We start from the raw sequence: 26,429 nt of genomic DNA on the forward strand, positions 1-26,429 counted from the left end.
ACGCTTAGACGTCTAAACAACAACGAACTCACCGGCCCGGAGAACGGCAAGATGACTGAAAACCTGCAACTCGATGCCCTCGTCGACGCCTGTCGCTGGATAGGCGCCAAAGGCTGGGCTCCCGCCACCGGCGGAAACATGTCCGTGCGCGAAGATGCTGACCGGTGCTGGTTGAGCGAGTCCGGCAAAGATAAAGGCAGCCTCACTGGCGACGATTTTTTACAGGTGGATATCGCCACTAATCAGGCGCCGTCCGGGCGTAAACCGTCTGCCGAAACCGGGCTTCATACCCTGATTTATCGTCTTTTCCCGGAAGCCGGAGCGGTGCTACACGTTCACACCGTGAATGCGACGGTGCTGTCACGGGTCGAAAAATCTGCCGAGCTGGTGCTTCGCGGCTATGAAATGCAAAAATCCCTGCGCGGCCAAAGCAGCCACCTCGACGGCGTGGCTATCCCGGTGTTTGATAACGACCAGGATATTGACGCCCTCGCCCGCCGTATCGAACATTACGCCACAGAGCGCCCGCTCAGCTACGGCTTTCTGCTACGTGGCCACGGCCTGACCTGCTGGGGACGCGACGTCGCAGAAGCGCGCCGTCACCTCGAAGGGCTGGAATTTTTATTTGAGTGCGAACTGCGCCTACGCCAACTGGAGAAACCATGATCCGCGCCATTGTGACCGACATTGAAGGCACCACCAGCGATATTCGCTTCGTCCATGACGTGCTGTTTCCCTATGCGCGCGAGCGTCTGGCGGCGTTTATCAGCACGCAGCAGTTCGTCGAACCGGTGAAGTCAGCTCTCGACACACTGCGTGCCGAAATCGCGCAGCCCGAAGCCCGTGCGGAAGAATTGACGCAAACATTATTCGCGTTTATGGATGAAGACCGCAAATCAACCGCTCTGAAAGCGTTGCAAGGGCTCATCTGGCGCGACGGTTATGTGAATGGCGACTTTACCGGCCATCTCTACCCGGACGTACTGCCGACGCTCGAAAAATGGAAATCGCAGGACATTGATCTGTATGTTTATTCCTCCGGCTCCGTGGCGGCGCAAAAACTGTTATTTGGCTACAGCGACGAAGGTGATATTACTCATCTGTTCAGCGGTTATTTTGACACTCACGTCGGCGCCAAACGCGAAGTGCAGTCTTACCAGAATATTGCGAAGCAGATTGGGCAGCCGGCCGGGCAAATCCTGTTCCTCTCCGATATTCACCAGGAGCTGGACGCCGCCGGACAGGCCGGTTTCCGTACCGTGCAGTTAATTCGTGGCGACGGCGACACCGCCAGTCACCATCATCAGGTTTCCCGTTTCGACGACATTCATCCGGAGCAGATCCCCTCATGAGCGCCCTGACTATTTTCTCTGATAAAAACGCCAGCGAGCCAACCTGGCACAGCACCGATGGCCATGCCATTCAGCAGCAGTTGAACGCTAAAGACGTGCGTTTTGAGCGCTGGGAAGCCGACCGGGATCTGGGCCTAAACCCAACGCCGGAGACGGTGATTAACGCGTATCAGCACGCCATCGAAAAACTGGTTGAGGAAAAAGGCTATCAGAGCTGGGATGTGATTAGCCTGCGCGCCGATAACCCGCAGAAAGACGCGCTACGGGCGAAATTCCTCAACGAACATACGCACGGCGAAGACGAAGTGCGCTTCTTTGTCGAAGGCGCGGGGCTGTTCTGCCTGCACATCGGCGATGAGGTGTATCAGGTGCTGTGTGAGAAAAACGATTTAATTTCGGTGCCAGCGGGCACGCCGCACTGGTTTGATATGAGCTCTGAGCCGAACTTCACGGCTATCCGCATTTTCGATAACCCGGAAGGCTGGATTGCGCAGTTCACCGGGAGTGAAATTGCGACCGGGTATCCGACGCTGGCTTAAGGTCTGTCTTTCATTTTGCCCCTCTCCCCCGGAGAGGGGCATCAGACAATACTTTTCCCCAACGCTAACGCACGCACTATTGCCTCTGTCTCCAACCCAACCAACCGCGCCAGACGTACAAACTCCACTACGTCCAGCCGCCGCTCACCGTTTTCAACTTTCGCGATAAACGACTGAGGCTTGCCCAGCGCTTCGGCAAGTTGTGCCTGCCTAACCCCATTTCCTTTCGAGCTTTCTTTAGCGCATTGATGACACGCTGATATTCATCTGAGTGGACCGAGGCCATAAGTTCGATTCCGTTCAATTATCCTGAAATCGAATATCCTCTCATTGTATTCACACGCCCTTTGCAAATTTCCCCGCCGCCACTTCTGTCGGGGTCACCACGCCGATGTCCAGCACCCAACCGCTGATTAACGCGGCGGGAGTGACGTCGAACGCCGGGTTATATACGCGGGCATTTTCGGGCGCCCACTGCACATCGCCGAAACTGCCTGCCACCCCAGTGACTTCCGCCGCAGCACGCTGCTCAATCGGGATGGCCTCACCGTTCGGACAGTTCGGATCAAGCGTGGTCTGCGGAGCAGCAACGTAGAATGGAATATCGTGGAATTTCGCCAGTACCGCCAGCGAATAGGTGCCGATTTTATTCGCCACGTCGCCGTTGGCAGCAATGCGATCCGCGCCCACCCAAACGGCATCGACCTGCCCCTTCGCCATCAGGCTTGCCGCCATCGAATCGGTAATCAGCTGATACGGCACGCCCAGTTCGCCCAATTCCCACGCGGTGAGTCGTCCCCCCTGCAACAGCGGACGCGTTTCATCGACCCAGACGTTAGCGACTTTGCCCTGCTGATGGGCAAAATTAATCACGCCCAGCGCCGTACCCACGCCCGCCGTCGCCAACCCGCCGGTGTTACAGTGCGTCAGCAGACGGCTGCCAGGTTTTACCAGTTGGCTGCCCGACATGGCGATGCGCTCGCAAAGCTGCTTGTCTTCATCAATCAGTCGCAGGGCTTCGGCCACCAGCGCCGGAACGAAGTTTTCTTGCGCCAGCGCAAGCTTCATTCGCTCGAGATTGTTCATCAGGTTGACCGCCGTCGGGCGCGACGCCCGCAGCGTTTCCAGCGCATTGAGCAGCGCATCGCGATTCAGGCCGCGCTCAGCCAGCAGCGCCAGCAGCAGGCTGGCGGAAAGGCCAATCAACGGCGCACCGCGCACCCGCAAAGCATGAATATGGCCGACCAGCGCCTCGACGCTGTTGGCGTCCAGCCAGCGTGACGCCTGCGGCAGCGCCTGCTGATCCAGAATAAACAGCTGATTGTCGCGCACCCACAGGCTGGTGGTCTGTAATGTCTGCATATCGTTAAATCCCTGTTGCGTTGTTGTATCACATTGTGTCAGGATGAATTCCAGATGTATAGACGTCTGAATGGCTTTATTTCTGGCTATCTCATCACGAGAACATGAGGATCGAGGCAATGTCGCAATACCATACCTTCACAGCCCACGATGCCGTGGCTTATGCGCAACAATTTGGCGGCCTCGACGACCCGTCCGAGCTGGTTTCAGCGCAGGAGGTCGGCGACGGCAATCTCAACCTGGTGTTTAAAATCTTCGACACCCACGGCGTGAGCCGCGTGATCGTCAAACAGGCGCTACCCTACGTACGCTGTGTGGGCGAATCCTGGCCATTGACGCTGGATCGCGCGCGCCTCGAAGCGCAAACGCTGGTCGAGCATTATCAGCACGCGCCGGAACACACGGTGAAAATCCACCATTTCGACGCCGAACTGGCGGTGATGGTGATGGAAGATTTATCCAACCACCGCATCTGGCGCGGCGAACTGATTCAGGGCGCGTATTACCCGCAGGCGGCGCAGCAGCTGGGGCATTACCTGGCGCAAACGTTGTTCCACACCAGTGATTTTTATCTGCATCCGCATCACAAAAAGGCCCAGGTGGCGAATTTCATCAACCCGGAAATGTGCGAGATTACGGAAGACCTGTTTTTCAACGACCCGTATCAGGCGCACGAGCGCAATAATTATCCGGCAGAGATTGAAGCCGACGTGGCCGCTCTGCGTGACGATGCGCAGCTGAAACTGGCGGTGGCATCACTCAAGCACCGCTTCTTCTCACAGGCGGAAGCACTGCTGCACGGCGATATTCACAGCGGTTCAATTTTTGTCGCCGAAGGCAGTTTGAAAGCCATCGACGCGGAGTTTGGCTACTTCGGCCCGATCGGGTTTGACATTGGCACGGCGGTAGGCAACCTACTGCTGAACTACTGCGGATTGCCGGGCCACTCAGGCATTCGTGATGCCGCTGCCGGGCGCGAGCAACGTCTGGCGGATATTCAGGAACTGTGGAACACTTTTGCCGAACATTTCCAGGCGCTGGCGACGGAAAAAACGCAGGATGCCGCGCTGGCTTACCCGGGCTATGCGAGCGAGTTTCTGAAAAAGGTGTGGCACGACGCTGTGGGCTTTTGCGGCACCGAGCTGATTCGCCGCAGCGTCGGGTTGTCTCACGTGGCGGATATCGAGACCATCAAAGACGATGCCATGCGCCATGCGTGTTTACGTCACGCGATTTCACTGGGGCGCGCGCTGATTGTACTGGCGGACAGAATTGACAGTGTCGACGAACTGATTGCGCGGGTTCGGCAGTACAGTTAATTATTCCCCCCTGCGCCGGACCCTTCCCTCGCCCTTTTCGGGCGAGGGTTTCCCCACAATTTACTGCTTATTTTTCGCTTCCAGCGTGGCAAACCACGGTGCGACGAAATCTTCGGTCTGCCCCCAGCCCGGAACGATTTTGCCCAGGCTTGCTACGTTCACCGCACCCGGCTGCGCCGCCAGCAGCGCCTGAGGAATCGCCGCCGCTTTGAAATCATAGGTCGCAGGCGTTGGTTCTCCAGCGATTTTATTGGCAATCAGGCGTACGTTGGTGGCACCAATCAATTTCGGATCCACCGCCACGCTCACTTTCCACGGACTGTTCGCTTCCCGCATCAGCTGTAAATCCTGGTTAGAGACGTCGATGCTGTAGAGTTTAATTTCAGTGCGACCGTTCTCTTTCAGCGCCTTATACGCGCCCTGGCTGAACGCATCCCAGGTGCCCCAGATGGCGTCGATTTTGCCTTTCGGATACTTCGCCAGCACCGCGCCGACTTTATTGGCGGTGTCACCCTGCACATCAGAAGAGACCGCGCCGATAGACTCCAGTTCGTGAATGCCTGGATTCTGCTTCAGCAGCGTCTGGTACTGTGCCTGGCGGCGTTCCATCGGCGGGAATCCGGCTACCCACAACTTGATGATGTTGGCTTTGCCGTTGAAATCTTTCACCAGTTGGCCGAAAGAGAGATCGGTCAGCGAGGCGTCATCCTGCTGAGTGACGGTCACGCCCGGGATCTCGCCGTTCACTGCAGTATCGAACACCGCCACTTTGATGCCTGCATCGACCGCTTTTTTCACCAGTTCGGTGGAGTACGGGTCGCGGCCCTGCGACAGGATGATCCCGTCATATTTCTGGCTGATGGCCTGGTTGACGAAGTCCTGGAATTTGGCGTCGTCGCCGTTGCTCAGAAAAGTGCTGACTTTGAAGCCAAGCTTTTTTCCTTCCTGAATGGCACCGGAGACGAACTGTGTGGTGTTGTCGTCTGAACCGAGATTACGCACAATCGCGATGCGGATTGGGCCGCTGTGGTTGGCGATCGCCGCCGGAACCGGCGTTGGCGTTTCGGCATAGGCGGCGACGGAATTGAGCAACCCGAGCGCGATAAGTGACAGCGTGATTTTTTTCATTGTGTTTACCCTGATTGTTGTTATGTCTGAATTTTTGTTATGTACGAATGGTTATGTCCGTCGCTGGAAATAGGTCAGAGCCAGCGCACCAGCCAGCACCAGACCTTTGATGATGTCCATCGCGTAATACGGCACCGACAGCATGACCAGCCCGTTCGACAGCACGCCGAGAATCACCGCCCCCACCAGCGTACCGAGCGCGTTAGGTTTACCGGAGCCTGCCAGAGAGAAGCCAATCCACGCCGCCGCGACCGCGTCCATCAGGTAGCCACTGCCCGCATTCACCTGCGACGAGCCGATGCGCGATGCCAGCAGAATACCGCCCAGTCCGGCGAGCAACGAAGCAATCACGTAGGCCGCCACTTTATAGCGCGTGGTGCGAAGCCCCGACAGGCGCGCCGCTTCCGGGTTGCCGCCAATCGCATACATCCGACGCCCGTGGGTGGTCAGCGACAGCACCAGCTGTGCCACCACCGTGACCACCAGCATGATAATCACGATCGTCGGCACCTGGCCGAGCAGGCCAAACGCCGCCGGGATCGTGCCTTCCGCCATATCGCCGCTCGGCAGCACCATGTTTTCAGTTATCGAACCGCCGAAGCTGTAGGTCGCCGCCACGCCCTGCACCACGAACAGGCTAGCGAGCGTTGCGAGCATGTCGGGTATGCGCAAAATGACAATCAAAAAGGCGTTAAACAGCCCCACCAGCGTGCACAGCAGTAGCGTGACCACAATCGCTTCGGTAGTGCCAAAGCCGTGCCAGACGAACAGCGAAATCACCAGCGCATTTGCCAGCGACGCGGTCGAACCGACGGACAAATCAAAGCCGCCGACGGTGAGGGATATCGACACGCCAACGGCAATCACCGTCACGATGGCAATCGATCGCAGAATGTTGATGATGTTAAACGGATCGAGGAAATTGTCCGACGCGAGGCCGAAAATGGCCACCAGCGCCACCACGGTCAGCAACATGCCCCACTTATAGAGAAAATCGAAAAACTGCTGACGGCCCGATGCCGCCGATTTAACTGTCAGGGCCTTGCTCACGACGCCGCTCCTCCGGTGGAGTAATAAAGTAGGGTTTCTTCGCGGGCCTCAGCGCCCGCCACTTCTGCCACAATCTTGCCGTCCCACAACACGCAGATCCGGTCGCATAAACCGACCAGCTCCGCAAATTCGCCGGAGGCGTAAATCACCCCTTTGCCTTCGCGGGCCAGGCCGTCAATCAGGTTGAACAAGTCGGTTTTGGCTTTGACGTCTACACCTTTGGTCGGCTCGTCAAAAATCAGCACGTTGGCGTTGCCCCGCAGCCATTTGCCAATCGCCACTTTTTGCTGATTACCGCCCGACAGCCTGCGCAGCGTCTGCCCCGGGCCGGTGGTACGAATGCCAACGCGGGCGATAACCTCTTCCGCCCAGCGCCAGGCTTTTCGATGGCCGAACAGGCTCCAGCGGGAAAAGCTGTTATCCGCGCCCACTGCCAGATTCATGCCAATAGACTCATCGATGAAAATGCCCTCTTTGCGCCGTTCTTCCGGCACCAGCGCCAGTCCACGCAGCACTGAATCCGCCGGGTCACGCGGCCGCCACGGTTGCCCGTTCAATTCGGCACGCTCGACGCGGCTTTTACTGGCACCAAACAGCGCCTTGCACAATTCGGTTTTCCCGGCCCCCGCCAACCCGGCGATGCCCAGAATTTCGCCTTTGCGCAGCCGCAGAGAGATGTCCTGTAGCAGATGTTCGTCATGCAGTCCGTCGACCTGCAACACCACGTCGTCGCTGTAAGCCGGGCGCGCCGGGGGGAAAATATCGGTCAGCTCGTGGCCGAGCATTTTTTCCACAATTTGCTCACCGCTCAGCGCCGCCATCGGCCCGCTTTCGATTAAGCGCCCGTCGCGCAGCACCGTCAGGGTGTCGCAAATGGCTTTTAATTCGTGAATGCGGTGAGAGATAAACACCACGCCAATGCCCTGCTGTTGCAGGCGTCTGACCACCGTAAACAGACGTTCGCTTTCGTGACTGTCGAGTGGGGCGGTCGGCTCGTCGAGGATCAGAAAACGGCAGTGATGCGACAACGCACGCGCCAGCAAAATTTGCTGTTTCTCTGCCAGCGAACAGCTGTCGATGGGGCGCTTCACATCGAGTTGCACGTCGAGCTGCGCCAGCGCTGCTTTCGCCTGCTGACGCACCTGCCGCCAGCTGAAGCGGTATCCCGGCCCGGCCAGATGGTCGAGCATAATGTTCTCTGCCACCGACAGGCCCGGCACCAGCGCCACGTCCACTTCCTGCTGCACCAGATGAATACCTGCTTTTTTGGCATCGCGTGGCGAACGAATATTCACCGACTGATTGTCGAGAAAAATCTCGCCGTCATAGTGATCGTAAGTACCGCACAGCACCGCCATCAGCGTCGATTTGCCTGCGCCGTTGGCGCCCGTCAGGGCATGCACCGACCCGCCGGTGAGGGTAAAGGTCACCTGCGTCAGGGCCTTAAAACCGGAAAAGGCCAGGCTGATGTCGCGCATCTCGAGGCGATTATCTACCATTCGCTGCATACCCCTATAATTAGCCATCCAGACACCTAGACATATTTCAGGCTAACGATAATACACAGATCAATAACAAATGAGCAACAGCGATATTAATCTGGTCGCTGGGCTGAGCGAGCGCTATACCTAATGAGGGTTCACATCCGAAGACTCATCTCAACATCTGAGGCAACTATGCATATCTCTCTGACAGGTAAACGCGCGCTGGTGACCGGTGCCAGCCGCGGGCTTGGGCGTGCTATTGCGCTTTCACTGGCGAACGCTGGCGCTGACGTGGTGATTACGTACGAAAAATCAGCTGATAAGGCGCAGGCGGTGGCGGAAGAAATCCGCGCCCTGGGCCGCAAAGGCCACGCCATTCAGGCAGACAGCAGCGATGCACAAGCTATCGTGCAGGCGGTTAATGAGTCAGCGGAAACCCTCGGCGGGCTGGATATTCTGGTCAACAACGCAGGGATCGCCCGCGACGGCCCGCTGGAATCGATGTCACTGGAAGATATTGATGCAGTGATTGGAGTGAATATTCGTGGCGTCGTGATTGCGACCCAGGCCGCGCTGGCCCATCTTGGTCAGGGTGGACGAATCATTAATATCGGCAGCTGTCTGGCGAACCGCGTGCCATTTGGCGGCATCTCGGTCTATTCGATGAGCAAATCGGCGCTGAACTCGTTCACCCGTGGGCTGGCCCGTGATTTAGGCCCGAAAGGCATCACTGTCAATCTGGTGCATCCCGGTCCGACCGACAGTGACATGAACCCGGCCGACGGCGAACAGGCGGAGGGCCAGCGCCAGCAAATTGCGATTGGCCATTACGGTAAACCGGAAGATATCGCCGCCGCCGTTACGTTCCTCGTCAGCCCCGCCGCCGGGCAAATCACCGGCACCGGCCTGGACGTCGATGGTGGTCTGAACGCCTGACGCTAACAGCACTTCGCCCCGCCTTTCCCGCCGTAGCGTGCATCCTGGCGTTCACGGAAAAACTCTTCGTAGGTCATGGGCGTCAGATCCGGATGGGTCAGGCGTACATGCGCCACGTAGTTGTCGTAGTCAGGTACGCCAATCATCATTTTGGCCGCCTGACCGAGGTATTTCCCGGCTTTTGAGAGTGTGTCGAACATACCTGCTCCAGAGTGAGATTTCCCTCTCCCGTTACCGGGAGAGGGTCACACCACATTAATGTGCATTTTTCGCCTGAGCAACAATCTGCCCAACGTTTTCCGGCATGGGTTCATACGGCGTCTCTTTCGCCGTCGGTTTATCTTCCTTCAGTGCGGCCAGCGCGGTTTTCACTGAATAGAGCGCCAGCACCACGACCACCACCATAAAGAAGATAGTCAGCCCGGCATCGAGCCGATTATTGAACACCAGCTGCGACAACTGAGACTCGGTGTACTGCGCCGGGATCTTGCCGCTGTCGATCATCGCCTGGAACTTGTTGGCGATAGCGAGGAAGCCGACTTTGGTATCGGGACTAAAGGATTTCTGCCAGCCTGCCGCCAGGGTACAAATCAGCAGCCACGCCGTTGGCACCAGCGCCACCCAGGCGTAACGCTGACGTTTCATTTTGAACAGCACCACTGCGCAGAGCATCAGCGCCATACCCGCCAGCATCTGGTTGGCGATGCCAAACAGTGGCCACAGGGTGTTGATGCCGCCCAACGGATCAACCACGCCCTGATGGAGGAAATAGCCCCACGCCAGCACGCATAGCGCCGTTGCCAGCAGATTCGCGGGCAACGAATCGGTGCGTTTCAGGTTTGGGCTGATAACGCCCAACAAATCCTGCAACATGAAGCGCGCCGCACGGGTCCCGGCATCCACGGCAGTCAGAATAAACAGCGCTTCAAACAGGATCGCGAAGTGATACCAGAAGGAAACGTCCATCAGCCCGCCGAGCGAGCCATGCAGGATGTACGCCATGCCGACCGCCAGCGTCGGCGCCCCACCCGCGCGGGAAATAATCGACTGTTCACCGACTTCTTTTGCAATCTGCGTGAGCGTATCCGGCGTGACCACAAAGCCCCAGCTACTGACCACCTGCGCGGCAGAGGCCACTACGTCCGTGGTTCCGGCCGGAGCCAGTACCGCCATCGGACTGTTCATCGCGAAATAGACGCCCGGATCGATAACACACGCCGCCACCAGCGCCATGATTGCCACAAAGGATTCCATCAACATGCCGCCGTAACCAATAAAGCAAGCCTGGCCTTCGTTGGCCAGCATCTTTGGCGTAGTCCCGGAAGCAATCAGCGCGTGGAAGCCAGATACCGCCCCACAGGCGATGGTGATGAACAGGAACGGGAACAAGCTGCCGGTCCAGACCGGGCCCGTACCGTCAACGAATTTGGTCAACGCGGGCATCGTCAGGGTTGGGCGCAGGATCAGAATGCCGACAGCCAGCCCAACGATGGTACCGATTTTCAGGAAAGTAGAGAGATAATCGCGTGGCGCCAGCAACAGCCACACCGGCAGCACCGCCGCCACAAAGCCATAGCCCACCAGCATCCACGTCAGTTGCACGCCGGTGAAATCAAACCACGGCGCCCAGGTCGCGCTTTCCGCCACCCAGCCACCCGAAATAATGGCGAACACCAGCATCACCAGACCAATCACCGACACTTCACCAATACGCCCGGGGCGCAGATAGCGAATGTAGATCCCCATGAAAAGCGCCAGCGGAATGGTGAAGGCCACGGTATACGTTCCCCACGGACTATGGGTCAGCGCTTTCACCACGATCATCGCCAGCACCGCGAGGATGATGACCATAATCATAAAGGTGGCAATCAGCGCGATAACGCCCGCAGTGGCGCCCATTTCCTCTTTCACCAGCTCGCCGAGCGAACGTCCGTCGCGGCGGGTGGAGACAAACAGCACCATAAAGTCCTGCACCGCCCCGGCCAGCACCACTCCCGCCAGGATCCAAATCATCCCCGGCAGATAGCCCATTTGCGCCGCCAGCACCGGGCCGACCAACGGCCCCGCGCCGGCAATCGCCGCAAAATGGTGACCGAACAGCACTTTTTTATCGGTCGGCACATAGTCAAGACCGTCGTTATGGCGCACCGCAGGCGTCATGCGCGTCGGGTCCACCGCCAGCACTTTTTTGGCGATATACAGGCCGTAAAAACGGTAGGCGATGAGATAAACACAGACTGCCGCCACGACAATCCATAACGCATTTATCTGTTCACCACGGTTGAGCGCAATATAGCCAAGGGCAAAGGCGCCCACGATCGAGAGAATGGCCCATATCAGGTATTTCCCTGGGTTATTCATGGTCAAATTCCATCAGTGAAGGGGAAGATGTTACATTTTGTATCTATAACACCCCTTCCGGATTTAACAACCTGATAACCGAGGAAAAGGGAGATGTGGCGGGGGATTTACATGACATTGTTAAGCGGATCACTGTCTGGTGGCTGGCGGGGTTTTGGCGGTAGCGAGTGGTTTCCCCCTCTCCCCTGCCCTCTCTCAGGGAGAGGGCATCAGCCCGCAGAGGCGCAAACTACCCCAGCACCATCGTACTCAGCCGACACGTGCAGCAGCGCCGCCCTTGCTCGTCGAACACCACAATCTCCCAGCTTTGGGTCTGCTTACCGAGGTGCAGCGGCTGGCAGACTCCGCGCACTTTCCCCTGTGACACCGCCCGGTGATGGGTGGCGTTCAGCTCGGTACCCACGACGCACTGGCCTTCGCGGGTCATCAGATAACCCGCCATCGACCCCAACGTTTCCGCCAGCGCGGCCGATGCGCCGCCGTGCAGCAGGCCAAACGGCTGATGCGTCCGCGCATCCACTGGCATGTCGGCCTCCAGCGTGTCGTCGCCGAGCCGGGTATACACGATACCCAGGTGCCCTACCATCGTCGCCGCACTGGTGGCGTTCAGTTCTTCAAGCGATAAATGTCGAATCCAGATCATCACGCCCCCAGCGTCGAGCCGCCGTCCACCACGATATCCTGCAACGTAATGTGGCTGGCGCTATCCGAGGCGAGGAACAAAATGGTGCTGGCAATTTCCTGCGGGCGCGCAATTTTGCCCAGCGGAATGCCGAGCTTAAACTGCTCTCCGAAGCCGCGAATACGTTGCTGCTCTGCGTCATCACTGACCCACAGCGTGCGCTGCATATCGGTGTCAGTCGAACCTGGTGAAACCAGATTACAGCGCACACCGCTGGCCGAAAGCTCCAGTCCGACGGTCAGTGCGAGGCTTTTCAACGCCGCTTTCGACGCGCCGTACGCGCTCATGCCGATGCGCGGCGTGTGTGCGGCATCCGACGCCACGGTAACAATCGCCCCGCCCTGCTGCTGGCGAAATTTCGCCATCGTCTGCTGGAACAGGTTGAATGCACCGCCAACATTAACCGCAAATGTCTGCTGCCAGTCGGCCAGGCTCAGGGTATCCGTGGCCCCCATGCGCAAAATCCCGGCGGCATTCACCAGCACGTCAAGACGCGCCAAATCATGCAGCAGCGGTGCACAGACCAGCAGAACCTGCTGCGAGTATGCCACGTCCATTTTCACCGTAGTGAACGGATAGTCGGCCTGGTCAAAGGCCAGATCAAACCCGGTAACCTCTGCGCCAGCCTCAACAAACGCCAGCGCGGTGGCGTAACCAATGCCTTTTCCCGCGCCGGTTACCCAGACGGTTTTGCCGTGGAAATCAAATCCGGCCATCACTTAACCTCGCGGGACAGGAGCGCCCACCATCCATCAATGGTTGGGTTTTTCGCCAGCATCACAAAATCGATATCACCGTGAATTTTGCGCCAGCGCGCCGCCAGGGCCATCATCCGCACCGAATCCAGACCGTAATCAATCAGGTTTTCATCATCCAGCGGCTCATCGGACTCATCCAGCAGCGGCAGAATGACAGCCCGCAGCGCCGCTTTTGACGCAGGCAGCGGCAGCAGTTCTTCGGTCATCACCACGCGACCAGAACGGCCCGCGACGTATTTCAGCGACATCAGATGCTCTTCGCGACTGAAATCCGCCAGCGCATCAGCAACGAAAAACGGTTTGATGTCGCGCATAAACGCATCGGTGGCGGTAGTCATGCAGCCGATGTGCGCATAAACGCCAGTGATAATCAGCTGATTACGCCCGCTCTCTTTTAGCATTTCTTCCAGCGGCGAACGGTGGAACGCGCTGTAGCGCCATTTCACCAGCACGGTGTCGGCTTCATCCGGGGCGAGTGCAGCAATCACGCGCTGCTGCTCCGGCGAGCGGGTCAAACCCGGCCCCCACATGTCGTTCAGCAGCGCACGGTCTTCGTCGCTCTGCTCTTTCGGCTGGGCGGTGTAGTAGACCGGAATGTTGTGCTTTTTGGCGAAATCGCGCAGGGCTTTAATGTTCGCCACCACGGTTTCCATCATCGCGCTGTTTTCACCCCAGAAATTGAGGAAATACTCCTGCATATCATGGATCAGCAGCGCCGCGCGGGCAGGTTCAAACGCCCAGTCCACTTTGTTGGCCGGAATATCAGCGGCGGTGGGCAGTGCGTAGGCCTGCAGTTTTGGAATTGCCATACTCTTCTCCTTCAGGCCAGGGTGCGGTTTGCAATCCACTGACGTAATTGTTTTTTATCGACTTTCCCGACCGGCGTTAGCGGCAATGCATCTACGCACTCCACCCGGTCCGGCAGTTTGAATTCTGCGACGCCCTGTTCACGCAGGAAGCGGCGCACCGCCACCGCCCGTAACGACGTTTTGGTGACCAGATACGCACAGCTTTTTTCGCCGAGCAGGCTGTCTTCCATGCTGACCAGCGCCGCATGAATCACCTCGTCGTGGCGTAGCAGCAGGTTTTCGACCTCTTCGGCGGCGATCTTTTCGCCCCCGCGGTTGATCTGATCTTTCTCTCGGCCCTGCACGGTGATGTACCCGTGTTCATCGATAGAAATCAGATCGCCGGAGCCGTAAAATCCGTTGGCGTCAAAGGCGCTGTCGTTGTGCTCGGGGCTTTTGTAATAGCCGCGGAAGGTGTACGGCCCGCGGGTCATCAGCCGCCCCACTTCGCCGCGCGGCAACGGGTTCCCGTCGGCATCGGCGACCCACACTTCGTCGTCGGGGGACATCGGGCAGCCCTGGGTGTGGATGATGCGTTCCGGCGAATCGTCGAGGCGGGTGTAGTTCACCAGCCCTTCCGCCATGCCAAATACCTGCTGCAGCTGGCAGCCAATTTCCGCCGGGATCCGCGCCGCCAGCGTGGCCGACAAACGCGCGCCGCCCACTTGCAGCAGCGTCAGCGAGGCCAATTGCGCGTTACTGTTCCATTCGTGAATCGCCTGTAGCCACAGGCTCACCGCCGGAGGCACCAGTGCCGCGACGGTAATCTGATGCTGTTCAATCAGCGGAAAACAGAGCGTGGCGCTTGGGTCCGCCGCCAGGACCACGCAGCCCTGAGCGAGGAACACGCCGAGTGCGCCGGGGGAACTTAAGGCGTAGTTATGCGCCGCCGGCAGCGCACACAGGTAGCGCGTGTTGTGGTCAAAGGCGCAAATCTCATTGCTGCGGCGAATGCTGTAGGCGTAGTCGTTGTGGGTGCGCGGGATAAGCTTCGGTGTCCCGGTGCTGCCGCCGGAAAGCTGGAAGAAGGCCACTTCGCCCGCGCCGGTCGGCGTGGCCACGAAGTTGTCAGCCGGATGCGCTATCGCCGCCGCCAGGCTGTGTTCGCCGTCTTCGTTACGCAGCAAAACCGCGCGCACGGAACGGTGCTCATCGACGAAAGCGTTGAGGAACACGTCGTCGGCAAACAGCGCATGCTGGCGGTCAGCAATCAAAATGGCCGGTTCAATTTGCGCGGCATAAGCCTGCAGTTCGCTGCGCTGATGGCTGAACAGCGCATTCACCGGCGCCACGCCGATGCGCAGTAAAGCGAAAAAGGTGACGTAAAACTCTGCCACGTTGCCCAGCTGCACCAGCGCGGTATCGCCCATTTTCAGCCCCTGACGCTGCAACGACGACGCGAGGTTATCCACCTGCACGTTGAGTTCGCGATAGCTAAAACGACGATCGCCGTCGATCACCGCCACGCTGTCGCTGTCTGCATGACGCGTCAGAAAATCGGTCAGCGGTAAATCCTGCCAGTAACCCTTCTCGCGGTAGCGGGCCGCCAGCTCAGGCGGCCACGGCGTAAATGCAACACTCATCGTCAATCCTTAATTGAGGCCAAACACGTTCAGCATGGTGGTGAGTTTGACGCCGGTTTCGCGCCATTCACCGAGCGGTGAAGAGGCAGGCACAATGCCCGCGCCGGCAAACAGGCGAATGTGGTTGGCGTGCACTTTCGCGCAGCGGATCGTGACCACCCATTCGCCGTTGCCTTCGGCATCACACCAGCCGACGATGCCGCCGAACAGCTCGCGTTCGAATGGCTCCAGTTCAGCGATCACTTGTTTGGCAACGTCATGCGGGAAGCCGCTCAGCGCCGGGGTCGGGTGCAGCAAACAGGCCAGTGACAGCGCGTTCTCATCCGCTTTCGCTTCGCCTTCAATCGGCGTCGCCAGATGCCACAACGTCGGGGTGGTGATGAGCTGCGGCGAGGACGGCAACGACAGCATTTCACTGCGCGGCGTCAGGACGTTCTTCATCGCCTGCGTCACTAAATCGTGCTCGTGACGATCTTTCTGTGAGGCCAGCAGGCGGTTGCCCGCTTCCCGGTCCAGCACGTTATCCGGCTGACGACGGGCAGAGCCCGCCAGCGGCAGCGAGCTGAAATGCGAACCCTCTTTGCGCAGCAGCAGTTCCGGGCTGGCACCCAGCAACACGCCGCCGTCGGGCAGCGGCACGTGGAAGTTGAAACTCGCCGGGTTCTGCGCAATCAGGCGTTCCAGCAGCGTACCGGTGTCCACATTAATGTCGGTGGTCAGTTCAATCAGACGCGACAGCACCACTTTGTCGACTTTCGGCGTGGCAGTCAGCTGTGCAGCGCTCGCCACCATCGCCATAAACAGGTCCTGTTCAGGAATTTCCTGACGCGCCTGGACCTGCATCGGTTTCATGCCGGCGGCGTACGGCGCAGAGTGCTGCTTAGCGGTGCGGGAAAACGCCTCGCTGTGCTGGGGAATAAACAGCGCAGAAGGCTGAGTGGTATCAAACGGAATGGCACCAACCAAAATCGGGCGGGCGATACCGGCCGCTTTGGCGTCAGCAAAGGCGCTGGCGAGGGTGCGCTGGAACTCGCCCGCCAGATCTTCACCGCCTTCCACGGGCTGTTCGATACGACGAAAACAGCCGGAGGCGGTGAAACTGCGGTACGGTGACATAAAAAAGAAGCTATCAGGTGACAGCGTTGGTGCGACTTCCTGCCCGGCCTCGGCCAGTGACGTTTCCATATCATCCTCCAAAACGATAAAGATATTACGAATAATTATCATTTATATTTTGGTTCGGTAAGCTAAGAGTAAACGCGCTCATTGTCAACTTCAGCCGCATCATCCGACTTGCATCTGCGGCGCACTAAAGTGAAAATGAGATTCATTAACATCAACCAAACAGGACTTTGACGTCGTGAAATCCCCCGTTTTTTTCCGTAACACCCTGCTGATCGCCGGGCTTTGTCTTTTAGGATTAACCTCAGCTCTCGCCGCCGACTGGCCGCGTCAGGTCACCGACAGCCGTGGCACACACACGCTGGAGCACAAACCGCTGCGTATTGTCTCCACCAGCGTGACCCTCACCGGCTCGCTGCTGGCGATTGACGCGCCGGTGGTGGCCAGCGGGGCAACCACCCCGAACAACCGCGTGGCCGACGAGCAGGGTTTTCTGCGTCAATGGGGCGACGTGGCAAAACAGCGTCAGCTCGCCCGCCTGTACATTGGTGAGCCAAACGCAGAAGCCGTTGCTGCACAAATGCCAGATTTGATCCTGATCAGCGCCACCGGCGGTGATTCCGCGCTGGCGCTGTACGACCAGCTGTCGACCATCGCCCCAACGCTTATCATTAACTATGACGATCAGAGCTGGCAGAGCCTGCTGACCCAGCTTGGCGGCATCACCGGACAGGAAAAACAGGCCAGCCAACGCATTGCGGAATTTGATAAGCAGCTCGCGACGCTCAAACAGCAGATGAAACTGCCGCCGCAGCCGGTCAGCGCACTGGTGTACACCGCCGCCGCGCACAGCGCCAATCTGTGGACGCCGGAATCCGCGCAGGGCAAATTGCTGGAACAGTTGGGCTTCACCCTCGCGCCGCTGCCCGCCGGGTTGCACACCAGCCAGAGTCAGGGCAAACGTCATGACATCATTCAGCTTGGAGGGGAAAACCTGGCGGAAGGCCTGAACGGCCAGTCGCTGTTCGTGTTTGCCGGGGATCAGAAAGATACCGACGCCATCGAAGCGAATCCGCTGTTGTCGCACCTCTCCGCCGTGCAAAACAAACGGGTGTATGCGCTCGGCACCGAAACGTTCCGCCTCGATTACTACAGCGCGATGCGGGTATTGCAGCGCCTGGAAACGTTGTTTGGCTGATGACCGTGCCCGGTGGCGCTACGCTTACACGGGCCTATAAGACACATTCCGTAGGCCCGGCAAGCTTGCGCCGCCGGGCATATTCCACCGCACTAAACCGTGGCCGTTTCCTGGCGGAAGCGACGCAACTCACCGAGTAACAGCACCAATATCACGCCGACAATCGCTAACGCCCATCCGCTGGCGGATGCCGCTGCTACCGGCGTGAGCATTGCGCCAAACCCGCCTAAAATCGCCGCACCAATGGCATCGCCGGTAACGTTCTGCGCCGTCCACAGGCCGTTAATTCGGCCGAGCATCGCTTCCGGGGTTTGCGTCTGAATCAGGGTGTATTGCAGCAGTGAACTGATGGCGCTCAACCAGCCAAAAAGCGCCAGACACAGCGCGCCCAACGCCCACACTGGCATCAGGCTGAACATCCCAATCGCGACAAACGAGCCCACCGTGGTGAGCAACATGATTTGCCCCGGCTTTTCGCTACGCGCAAGATTGCCGCTGGTTAAGGCGCCAAACGCCGCGCCGAGCGGGATCGCTGCATACAGCAAACCAATCTGTGCCGCCGACATCTGCCAGCTCATCGCCAGCGCCGGATACAGCACGCGCACCGCACTGGCCATGGTCAGAAGAGCGCCGAGCAGCGCGATGCCGCCAATCAGCGGGCTGTTAAACAGGAAACGCAGCCCGGCCATCAGGGATTTCAGCGGATGCTCTCGCGGCTGTGGCGGCGGTGGTAACGGCGGCAAGCGCAGCAATGTCAGGGTAGTGATAAAGGTCCCGAGTGCAGCCAGCAGGTAGTTCCAGGAAAAACCGCCGCTCGCCAGCAGTAGGCCGCCGACCATCGGCGAAATTACCGAGCCCAGACGCACGGTGAGCATCGTAATCGCCCCCGCCTGCATCAGGTTTTCGCGCCCGACAAGCGCAGGTGTCGCCGCCAGCAGCGCGGTCACGCCAATGGAGGCAAACAGGCCGTCCCAGATCCCGAGCAGATAAATCGCCAGCAGCGAAGGCTCCGGCAGTAGCGCGTTCAGCCATAAGCCAACAAAGCCGATGCCGCAGGTGCCACGCGCCAGCAGAATCAGCTTTTTACGTTCGTAACGGTCGGCCAGCACGCCGCCGAGCATCAGGCCGATAAACATCGCCGCGCCGGTGAGCGTCACCGCCAGCCCGACGTGCCAGGTGGAATGGGTCAGCGACTGGATTTGTACCGGCACAGCAACGCCGAGCAGGCCAAGAGAAAGAATGGAGATAAAACGGGCGATAAAGACGGCGCGAAACGCCGGATGAGTCTTGAGCAGGCTGAGATTCAACAGCCAGGATTGTCTTTGCATGACGGGGCCTTCAACGAACTTTCGGTACCATTTCCGGGGCTGCACATGCTAACATAGGCAAATAAGATCGAGAACGATAATTACTATCATTATCACATCATGGACGTTGCTATGTCGTTTTCTCCCGCCGCGCTGCGCACCGTCGCCGTGCCCGGATTACTCATTCTGCTTATCGCCGCCGCCGCGTTCAGCCTACTGATTGGCGCAAAACCGCTGCCGCTGAATGTGGTTTTCGACGCCCTGTCCGGCAGCTGTCACAGCGCCGACTGCACCATTGTTCTCGATGCCCGATTACCGCGCACCCTCGCCGGTCTGTTAGCGGGCGGCGCACTCGGCCTCGCGGGCGCGCTGATGCAAACCCTTACCCGTAACCCCCTGGCCGACCCCGGCATTCTCGGCGTTAACGCCGGAGCCAGCTTTGCGATTGTGCTGGGTGCCGCACTGTTTGGTTTCACGCTGCCGCAGGAACAGCTGCTACTCGCCTTTTGCGGCGCGCTGATTGCCTCACTACTGGTGGCGTTTACCGGCAGCCAGGGCGGCGGCCAGCTTAGCCCGGTGCGTCTGACGCTGGCGGGCGTTGCGCTGGGCGCGGTGCTGGAAGGCCTGTCGAACGGCATCGCGCTGCTCAATCCCGATGTCTACGATCAGCTGCGTTTCTGGCAGGCCGGGTCGCTGGATATTCGCTCCCTCGAAACGTTGAAAGTGGTACTGCTGCCGGTGGGTATCGCCGCCGCCGTGGCGCTCGGTTTAAGCCGTTCACTGAATAGCCTGAGCCTCGGGGCAGACACCGCCACCGCGCTCGGCAATAAAGTGGCGCGCACCCAAATTCTTGGCCTGCTGGTGATAACCGTCCTGAGCGGCAGCGCCACCGCGCTGGTGGGGCCGATTGCCTTTATCGGGTTGATGGTGCCGCATATTTCGCGCTGGCTGGTCGGGGGCGATCATCGCTGGTCGCTGCCGGTCACGCTGCTCGCTACGCCAGCCCTGCTGTTGTTTGCCGATATTATTGGCCGCCTGCTGGTGCCGGGTGAACTGCGCGTGTCGGTGGTCAGCGCCTTTATCGGCGCACCGATGCTTATCTGGCTGGTGCGTCGCCAGCCGTCGCGCGGAGGTGTCGTATGATAGCCCCTGCCCGTCGTCTGGTCGTGAGCGTCGTGTTCCTGACCGTGGCGAGTCTGGCGATTAGCCTCTGGAGCCTGCGCAGCGGCGTGGTCACGCTGGATTTCAGTCAGGTTATCGCCGCCCTGTTCGGCGACGCGCCGCGCAACGTGACGATGGTGGTCACCGAATGGCGTTTGCCACGGGTGCTGATGGCGCTACTGGTCGGCGCAGCGCTGGGCGTCAGCGGCGCAATTTTCCAGTCGCTGATGCGCAACCCGCTTGGCAGCCCGGACGTAATGGGCTTTAACACCGGGGCCTGGAGCGGCGTGCTGGTGGCGATGGTGCTGTTTGGTCAGCATCAGACGGCGATTGTTTTCGCGGCGATGGCGGGCGGGATTGTCACGTCGTTGCTGGTCTGGCTGCTGGCGTGGCGCAACGGCATTGATACTTTCCGGCTGATCATTATCGGCATTGGCATCCGCGCGATGCTGATGGCGTTCAACACCTGGCTGCTGTTGAAGGCCTCTCTGGAAACCGCGCAGTCTGCCGGACTGTGGTTTGCCGGGTCGCTCAACGGCCTGACGTGGGCCAAAATTTTTCCCGCGTCACCTATTCTGCTGGTGATGCTGGTGTTTGCCGCCCTGCTGGTACGCCGGATGCGGCTGCTGGAAATGGGCGACGACAGCGCCTGCGCGCTGGGCGTGCGGGTCGAACGGTCGCGCTTATTGATGATGCTGGTCGCGGTGGTGCTGACCGCGGCCGCCACCGCGCTGGCGGGGCCGATTTCCTTTATTGCGCTGGTGGCCCCGCACATTGCGCGGCGCATCAGCGGCACCGCGCGCTGGGGTTTGACCCAATCGGCGTTGTGCGGCGCGCTGCTGCTAACGCTTGCTGATTTCGGCGCCCAGCGGCTGTTTATGCCTTACCAGCTACCGGTGGGCGTGGTGACCGTCAGCCTCGGCGGCCTGTATCTCATCGCCTTGCTTATTCAGGAGTCTCGTAAAAAATGACAGCTTCCACCGCCCGCCTGCGCGGCGAAGAACTGACGCTGAGCTACGGCAAAAAAGTGATCGCCGAGGGGCTGAACGTCGCCATTCCCGACGGTCATTTCACCGCGATCATTGGCCCCAACGGCTGCGGAAAATCGACCTTGCTGCGCACCCTAAGCCGCCTGATGACCCCGCAGCACGGCCAGGTATTTCTCGACGGCGAACAGATCCAGCGTTTCGCCAGCAAAGAAGTGGCACGGCGCATCGGCCTGCTGGCGCAAAACGCCACCACGCCGGGAGACATTACGGTGCAGGAACTGGTGGCGCGCGGGCGTTATCCGCATCAGCCGCTGTTCACTCGCTGGCGCAAGGAAGATGACGACGCGGTGAACCGTGCGATGCAGGCCACCGGCATGGTTGAGCTGGCGAATCAAAGCGTGGATACGCTGTCGGGCGGCCAGCGTCAGCGGGCATGGATTGCGATGGTGCTGGCGCAGGAAACGGCAATTATGCTACTCGACGAGCCGACGACCTGGCTGGACATCAGTCACCAGATTGATTTACTGGAACTGCTGAGCGAGCTTAACCGTGAGCGCGGATATACCCTGGCGGCAGTGCTGCATGACCTCAATCAGGCGTGTCGCTATGCCACGCATTTGATTGCCCTGCGCGACGGGCAGATTGTCGCCGAGGGCGCGCCGAAAGAGATTGTGACCGCGGAGCTGATTGAGCGGATTTACGGGCTGCGGAGTCTGATTATTGAAGACCCGGTGGCGGGTACGCCGCTGGTGGTGCCATTGGGAAAACGGTAGTCCTTCAACAGGACGCCTCACCCCGGCACTCTCCCCAAAAGGGACAGGGTGGCTGAGCGGCCAGGTGGTGAGATTCAGCTGAATAATATCGCGGTCCGTCATGCATCAAGTCTGTCGGCAAGATCCGGCCAGAGGTTTCATTTTCATCCCTTAAAATAAATGCCGAACTCAAAAACATTATTTCCCTGCCAGACACTCTGAAAATGAATTTGGCGTCAGCATTTGGTTTTTTAATCCATTGAGAAAATGCAGTAACTCGCAGTCAGAATAAAGATTAAACTTGGTCATGATCATGCGCTTATGCGCGCACACAGTTTTCACGTTGAGCTGTAAATCGCTGGCGATCTTTTCCGTATTAAAGCCACGATAAAAATGCGCAGCGACTTTAACTTGCTGGGGCGACAGGGTCCGGTGCAAACAACTCTGACAGTTGCGCCGGATATTTTTATAGGCTGTCTTCGTACTGTTTTCCCAGCCGCGAACGATTAACGCTCTGGTTTTACTGAGGCTTTCTGTTCGATTAATAAACACCATATTATTGACGCATAGCGGCATTTCGCCAATATGTGGCTTGTTTGTCCCTTGGTAAATGCCGATCAATAAACTGGTCGCCTTGCGGTTGCGTAATATCGGATTACAGAGATAGCTCTCTCCCGGCTCAAAATATTTTACGATAATATCCGCGATGGCCACATTCGCTTCGGTCAGTGTCAGAAACTCAACTAACTTGCCTTCTTCGTGCAAAAAAATATTTTCCAGTAAAATCTCCATGCCTTTTTGGTAGGTGGTGTTTTTATCACTCATTACGATTTGCAACATCGCCCCTCTCCCGTTAAATCAAGCGTTATTGATAGGCAAAGGTGATTGTTGCTGTCGCATTGGCGATACCAGGCGTAACAGGCGAGGCAGCCTGATAATAGCGGGCAACAAAAGGAATATTTAACGTCCCGCCAGCACTGATAATGCTGCCTACATTAAAGTAGCTATCAAACGCCACCGGGCTACCATTGTACAGAACCTGAATGCCGACCCCTCCTGCATTCCCTGTACCGCTGGTCAACGCCAGCACGCCATTCGGTTTTGAGAGATAGCCTGCGGAGCTCATGTACGCACTGACATTGGCCGGAGAATCACAGGTGACAGGCACCGTGAAATTCTTATCCCCTGAGGTTGAGCCGATACCGTTAAAGTCAGAGCGCGGCACTTTCGGGAGTGGCACGGGAATAAGGGTACTGACTGCGCAGGAAATAGCCCGATAATTGATGCTCCCGGCATAGGAAACTGAGCTGTCTGGGTCGGTTCCCAGCCCCCAGCCGGTAGCATACATCCCGATACCGAATTTCGTTTGTGCCTGAACCAGTGTTCCCGAGCCAACCGTATTAGAGGTTTTCACCAAGGCTAGCGTCATGTTGATAGAATACGTTTTTGCACTGGTGTTTGAGATATACCCCAGAGGTGTATTTCGAGTGTCGCAAGCCGCCCCTGCTCCCGTAACACGCTGGCCCGCAGAGTTTATCAAGGTGATACCGATGCCGCTTACACCGGTATTATATACCCCTGGCATCCCCACCACCTCAGTCCCCGTCCCATAGTAACAAGTGATGATGGTGCTCCCCTGCGGTACGCCACTGATGTTGGCGCAGTTCCCGGCAAAGCTGAAGTATCGCTCAGTGCCAGGAATAATGTTGCCCACCGGAACGGAGGCATCAACGGCAGTGGAACCTAAGTTTGCGACCCCGGGAACACTCGGGGAACTCACGCACCCTGTGTTCGCCGCGAAGACTGCGGGTGATACCATGCCCAGCCCCGCCAGCAAACCACACAGCAGCAGGAACTTTTTTATTAAAGAGAATATAGACATCACTTTCCTCACTGACATTGACCGCTGAGCGTCTGTACGCCCGCATTATCTGCTGTCTGTTTGTTCAGGGAATAATGCACGGAACACTGTTCTCCGGCCTCATTACCCCACTTCACATGTAACGCCCCACTGTCTGCCAAACCGGTCAGGTAAACCTGTCCGCCATCGCCGACAATAAAGCCTTGCGCGCCTTTCTGCGCCGGGTCAGTCACCATTGCCCCAAATGGAACAGGCGCACCGCCCGCCCGCAGAATCGTCATCAGCGCACGCTGACCGACGCTAGCGCTAAAGCTCGCCCGCACTACCGCGCCGCGCGTAGGGACGACGTTCTGGTTATTAAGTGCGAGATCCACATCGTCAGGAAGCGTTTCGGGGTCGAGCTGCACATGGTTCCGGCGATACGGCGTGGTGTAAGGCACAATGGCATAGCCGCGCCAGTCTGTTTTCACCCCGGTCTGATTGTTCACCCCCACGCCATCGGCACCCGGCGCCTGGACCAGCGCGACGGTTTCGCCCATTGGCTGACCAAACGTCACTCCGTTTTCATGCACCACCACTCCGCCCTGCACGCCATAGTTAATGCGTTGGGTGTTTCTGTCGTAGGCATAGCCGCCAGTCACTTCACCATAGGTGCCACGATAATCGGCGTTCAGATTGCCACTGTTGCCCGTGCCCTGACTGCCATATCCTTCCTGCACGTTCCAGCTGAGATTATTGTCTTCCAGCGCGGTTCCGTTGAGGCCGACGGTCTGGGTCGTATTGCCGTGCTTGCTGGTGTTCAACGTGTAGCTCGCCCAGGTATTGGGCAGGAACAGGCTAAACGGAACGTTAACGTTGAGACTAAAGACCTGATCCCGGTCGTAAACGCGCCCGGTTGTTGAGTTGCTGCCGATCGCTGAGCCATTGCGGGTCATGCCGTTTTCGTTATAGCTGTAGTTCAGGCCGTAACTGATACCGTTCCATGAGTTGTTATATCCGGCGCCAATCGAGCGCAGAGTGCGATCGCTGTTCCAGTAGTCTTCGCTTATCCAGCTCAGGGAGAGCGAGCCCGCGTTTTCGCCAAGAATCTGACTGATAGTGACTTCGCTGCGATTACGGCGACGCTCGGGTATCAGTTGATAGTTGTCATTACCGTCATGATACGTATCCATGACTTCCTGAAGGCTGTAATAGCCACTTGTCGAGTAGCGATAACCCGCGATGGCGAAGTTTGTTCCGGTCTGCACGATGTTTTTGCTGTAACGAACCCGCCACGACTGACCACTTTCTTTTAACTGATCCTGCGCCGTGGACCAGGCCTGGGTAACATCTGTCGATACTGCACCGAAATCCCCCAGGTTCTTGCCCAATCCCAACGCAAGTGATTGATATTTGCTGGCAAACTGTCCGCCGCCATAAGCCGTGAAGCCTGCCGGCAGGCCGTAAATAGCCGTGCCCTGGCTGAAAGGCGTGTTATCCACACTGTGGCTATAGGAACGATATTGCCCGGCGGTGACGCTGTATTTCAGGCGACCTTCACGTTGCAATACCGGCAGTGACGCAAACGGCACGACCATTAATTGTTCGCTGCCATCCGCTTCCTTTATGGTCACGTACAGATCGCCAGAACCGCCTGTCGGGTACATGTCGTTGATTTCAAACGCGCCCGGCGAGACATAACTCTGGTAAATGATGTAGCCGTTCTGGCGGATGATGACCTGGGCGTTGGTTCGGGCGATGCCGCGTACCACTGGCGCGTAACCTTTCTGGCTGTCTGGCAACATGTCATCATCAGAGGCGAGCTGCGCCCCGCGAAACGGCACGCTGTCAAACACGTCTGACGGAGAACTACTGTCACCCATCACCAACTGGCTTTTCAGTGAAATAATGCTGCGCGCGGCATAGGTATAAACCGTATCCCACTTGTCCTGACCATTGCTGTCGCGGCTCCAGGTGGTGTAGTTTCGCAACCGCCATGGACCGAGGTTGATCCCTGGGCGCAGGTTGGCATACTGGCTGTCGTTATCCCGCCCGTTACCGCTTCGGGCATAGTTATTCGCCCCGTTAAAGCTGTAATTGAGCAGAAAAGCCGGGATACCGTTGTCCCATTGCGTTTCGGGTACGACGCCACGCGCACTCTGCGACACCGCCATCTGCGGAATGCTCAGCAACAGTTGCTGGCCACTGAAGCGGAACTCGGCTTTAGCCTGGGGGATCGCCCCGAGCTGAGCGCATTTGGCGTTTTTATCTCCCAGCGCCGGGAATAACGCGGTTTTGACTCCCATCTCATTCAGCTCAGCCACGCTCAGGCATGGCTGCAGGATGTTGTTACCCGAAGCGTCTTTTTGCAGACTGAATTCAACGTCACGCGTATCCTGCAAATCGTTGTTGAGATAGATATCGATGTGATAAATACCCGGCGGCTGGCCCGCTCCGTCTTCAAAAACGGAGAGGTCAGTCATCCCCTGGTGAGGCGCATCCACTTCCAGCAGCGCCGGGTTAAAGACATCACGGGCCAGGGCGCTGAGCGGAAAACTGCCCAGCAGGACAAACTGCCCGGCAATCAGATAGGCCAGCTTGTTTACCCTGAGATCGGGCATGTGCCTGCCCTGTTTTATTGTGCTATTCATCCTTTAA

Annotated in this window: 24 protein-coding genes and 1 pseudogene; 9 read left to right on the forward strand and 16 right to left on the reverse strand. The window is 58.2% G+C overall.

Annotated features, from left to right (window positions below; genetic code table 11):
- Positions 1-51 precede the first annotated feature (51 nt).
- From MUU51_RS19890 to MUU51_RS19900, 3 genes are read left to right on the forward strand one after another with little or no spacing between them, the layout of a single operon-like run.
- Positions 52-666 (forward strand): methylthioribulose 1-phosphate dehydratase, encoded by a 615-nt coding sequence (locus tag MUU51_RS19890; RefSeq protein ID WP_258968426.1) that lies wholly within the window; start codon positions 52-54, stop codon positions 664-666.
- The gene (mtnC, locus tag MUU51_RS19895) at positions 663-1,352 is read left to right on the forward strand and encodes an acireductone synthase (RefSeq protein ID WP_159774324.1); all 690 of its coding nucleotides are present in this window, start codon (positions 663-665) and stop codon (positions 1,350-1,352) included. The genes MUU51_RS19890 and mtnC overlap by 4 nt, the downstream gene beginning before the upstream one ends.
- The gene (locus MUU51_RS19900; protein WP_258968427.1) at positions 1,349-1,891 is read left to right on the forward strand and encodes a 1,2-dihydroxy-3-keto-5-methylthiopentene dioxygenase; all 543 of its coding nucleotides are present in this window, start codon (positions 1,349-1,351) and stop codon (positions 1,889-1,891) included. Before mtnC ends, MUU51_RS19900 begins: the two co-directional genes overlap by 4 nt.
- Positions 1,892-1,932: 41 nt before the next feature.
- Here the strand turns inward: MUU51_RS19900 and MUU51_RS19905 are convergent.
- A pseudogene (locus MUU51_RS19905) lies at positions 1,933-2,177 on the reverse strand (helix-turn-helix transcriptional regulator).
- 50 nt (positions 2,178-2,227) lie between these two features.
- On the reverse strand, positions 2,228-3,253 hold the full coding sequence (mtnA, locus tag MUU51_RS19910) for an S-methyl-5-thioribose-1-phosphate isomerase (RefSeq protein ID WP_258968428.1): 1,026 nt from the start codon (positions 3,251-3,253) through the stop codon (positions 2,228-2,230).
- Positions 3,254-3,372: 119 nt separating this feature from the next.
- On the opposite strand from mtnA, the gene mtnK reads away from it, so the two are divergent.
- Positions 3,373-4,572 carry an S-methyl-5-thioribose kinase gene (gene mtnK / locus MUU51_RS19915; protein WP_159774330.1) on the forward strand — a complete coding sequence of 400 codons (1,200 nt, stop codon included), beginning with the start codon at positions 3,373-3,375 and terminating at the stop codon, positions 4,570-4,572.
- 60 nt (positions 4,573-4,632) lie between these two features.
- Here the strand turns inward: mtnK and MUU51_RS19920 are convergent, their stop codons facing one another.
- The 3 genes from MUU51_RS19920 to MUU51_RS19930 are packed head-to-tail and all read right to left on the reverse strand — an operon-like array spanning position 4,633 to position 8,249.
- Complete coding sequence (locus tag MUU51_RS19920) at positions 4,633-5,700, reverse strand: sugar ABC transporter substrate-binding protein (protein ID WP_258968429.1); 1,068 nt, start codon at positions 5,698-5,700, stop codon at positions 4,633-4,635.
- A gap of 51 nt (positions 5,701-5,751) precedes the next feature.
- Positions 5,752-6,750 carry an ABC transporter permease gene (locus tag MUU51_RS19925; protein WP_159774335.1) on the reverse strand — a complete coding sequence of 333 codons (999 nt, stop codon included), beginning with the start codon at positions 6,748-6,750 and terminating at the stop codon, positions 5,752-5,754.
- Positions 6,747-8,249 (reverse strand): sugar ABC transporter ATP-binding protein, encoded by a 1,503-nt coding sequence (locus MUU51_RS19930; RefSeq protein ID WP_159774440.1) that lies wholly within the window; start codon positions 8,247-8,249, stop codon positions 6,747-6,749. The genes MUU51_RS19925 and MUU51_RS19930 overlap by 4 nt, the downstream gene beginning before the upstream one ends.
- A gap of 177 nt (positions 8,250-8,426) precedes the next feature.
- On the opposite strand from MUU51_RS19930, the gene MUU51_RS19935 reads away from it, so the two are divergent.
- The gene (locus MUU51_RS19935) at positions 8,427-9,170 is read left to right on the forward strand and encodes a 3-oxoacyl-ACP reductase family protein (protein WP_159774337.1); all 744 of its coding nucleotides are present in this window, start codon (positions 8,427-8,429) and stop codon (positions 9,168-9,170) included.
- Positions 9,171-9,172: 2 nt separating this feature from the next.
- On the opposite strand, the gene MUU51_RS19940 is transcribed toward MUU51_RS19935, so the two are convergent.
- The 7 genes from MUU51_RS19940 to entC form a co-directional block, all read right to left on the reverse strand.
- Positions 9,173-9,370 (reverse strand): YbdD/YjiX family protein, encoded by a 198-nt coding sequence (locus tag MUU51_RS19940; protein ID WP_258968430.1) that lies wholly within the window; start codon positions 9,368-9,370, stop codon positions 9,173-9,175.
- A gap of 55 nt (positions 9,371-9,425) precedes the next feature.
- On the reverse strand, positions 9,426-11,531 hold the full coding sequence (cstA, locus tag MUU51_RS19945) for a pyruvate/proton symporter CstA (RefSeq protein ID WP_258968431.1): 2,106 nt from the start codon (positions 11,529-11,531) through the stop codon (positions 9,426-9,428).
- A 229-nt stretch (positions 11,532-11,760) separates the two neighbouring features.
- Positions 11,761-12,174, reverse strand: a complete 414-nt coding sequence (entH, locus tag MUU51_RS19950) for a proofreading thioesterase EntH (RefSeq protein WP_159774341.1) — start codon at positions 12,172-12,174, stop codon at positions 11,761-11,763.
- Positions 12,174-12,929, reverse strand: a complete 756-nt coding sequence (gene entA / locus MUU51_RS19955) for a 2,3-dihydro-2,3-dihydroxybenzoate dehydrogenase EntA (RefSeq protein WP_258968432.1) — start codon at positions 12,927-12,929, stop codon at positions 12,174-12,176. The genes entH and entA overlap by 1 nt, the downstream gene beginning before the upstream one ends.
- Positions 12,929-13,780: an isochorismatase gene (locus tag MUU51_RS19960; RefSeq protein ID WP_258968433.1), complete on the reverse strand. Its 852-nt coding sequence runs from the start codon at positions 13,778-13,780 to the stop codon at positions 12,929-12,931. The genes entA and MUU51_RS19960 overlap by 1 nt, the downstream gene beginning before the upstream one ends.
- Before the next feature lie 11 nt (positions 13,781-13,791).
- Entirely contained in the window at positions 13,792-15,402 is a 1,611-nt protein-coding gene (entE, locus tag MUU51_RS19965; protein WP_258968434.1) for a (2,3-dihydroxybenzoyl)adenylate synthase EntE, read from the reverse strand.
- A 9-nt stretch (positions 15,403-15,411) separates the two neighbouring features.
- Complete coding sequence (gene entC / locus MUU51_RS19970) at positions 15,412-16,587, reverse strand: isochorismate synthase EntC (protein ID WP_258968435.1); 1,176 nt, start codon at positions 16,585-16,587, stop codon at positions 15,412-15,414.
- A gap of 175 nt (positions 16,588-16,762) precedes the next feature.
- Between entC and fepB the strand changes: the two genes are divergently transcribed.
- Positions 16,763-17,722 (forward strand): Fe2+-enterobactin ABC transporter substrate-binding protein, encoded by a 960-nt coding sequence (gene fepB, locus MUU51_RS19975; RefSeq protein ID WP_159774351.1) that lies wholly within the window; start codon positions 16,763-16,765, stop codon positions 17,720-17,722.
- 92 nt (positions 17,723-17,814) lie between these two features.
- On the opposite strand, the gene entS is transcribed toward fepB, so the two are convergent.
- The gene (entS, locus tag MUU51_RS19980) at positions 17,815-19,050 is read right to left on the reverse strand and encodes an enterobactin transporter EntS (protein WP_258968436.1); all 1,236 of its coding nucleotides are present in this window, start codon (positions 19,048-19,050) and stop codon (positions 17,815-17,817) included.
- A 111-nt stretch (positions 19,051-19,161) separates the two neighbouring features.
- Between entS and fepD the strand changes: the two genes are divergently transcribed.
- Genes fepD through fepC form a run of 3 tightly spaced genes read left to right on the forward strand, consistent with a single transcriptional unit; the run spans position 19,162 to position 21,952 of the window.
- A complete protein-coding gene (fepD, locus tag MUU51_RS19985) occupies positions 19,162-20,172 on the forward strand; it encodes a Fe(3+)-siderophore ABC transporter permease (RefSeq protein WP_258968437.1) in 1,011 nt (336 codons plus the stop codon).
- Complete coding sequence (gene fepG / locus MUU51_RS19990) at positions 20,169-21,161, forward strand: iron-enterobactin ABC transporter permease (RefSeq protein WP_159774357.1); 993 nt, start codon at positions 20,169-20,171, stop codon at positions 21,159-21,161. The genes fepD and fepG overlap by 4 nt, the downstream gene beginning before the upstream one ends.
- Positions 21,158-21,952 (forward strand): iron-enterobactin ABC transporter ATP-binding protein, encoded by a 795-nt coding sequence (gene fepC, locus MUU51_RS19995; RefSeq protein WP_159774359.1) that lies wholly within the window; start codon positions 21,158-21,160, stop codon positions 21,950-21,952. Before fepG ends, fepC begins: the two co-directional genes overlap by 4 nt.
- A 177-nt stretch (positions 21,953-22,129) precedes the next feature.
- On the opposite strand, the gene MUU51_RS20000 is transcribed toward fepC, so the two are convergent.
- Genes MUU51_RS20000 through MUU51_RS20010 form a run of 3 tightly spaced genes read right to left on the reverse strand, consistent with a single transcriptional unit; the run spans position 22,130 to position 26,422 of the window.
- Entirely contained in the window at positions 22,130-22,771 is a 642-nt protein-coding gene (locus MUU51_RS20000; protein ID WP_258968438.1) for a LuxR C-terminal-related transcriptional regulator, read from the reverse strand.
- Between the two features lie 25 nt (positions 22,772-22,796).
- The gene (locus MUU51_RS20005) at positions 22,797-23,813 is read right to left on the reverse strand and encodes a fimbrial protein (protein WP_258968439.1); all 1,017 of its coding nucleotides are present in this window, start codon (positions 23,811-23,813) and stop codon (positions 22,797-22,799) included.
- Between the two features lie 8 nt (positions 23,814-23,821).
- A complete protein-coding gene (locus tag MUU51_RS20010; protein ID WP_258968440.1) occupies positions 23,822-26,422 on the reverse strand; it encodes a fimbria/pilus outer membrane usher protein in 2,601 nt (866 codons plus the stop codon).
- Positions 26,423-26,429 lie beyond the last annotated feature (7 nt).

The organism is Scandinavium manionii (assembly GCF_024764775.1).
Taxonomy (GTDB): domain Bacteria; phylum Pseudomonadota; class Gammaproteobacteria; order Enterobacterales; family Enterobacteriaceae; genus Scandinavium; species Scandinavium manionii.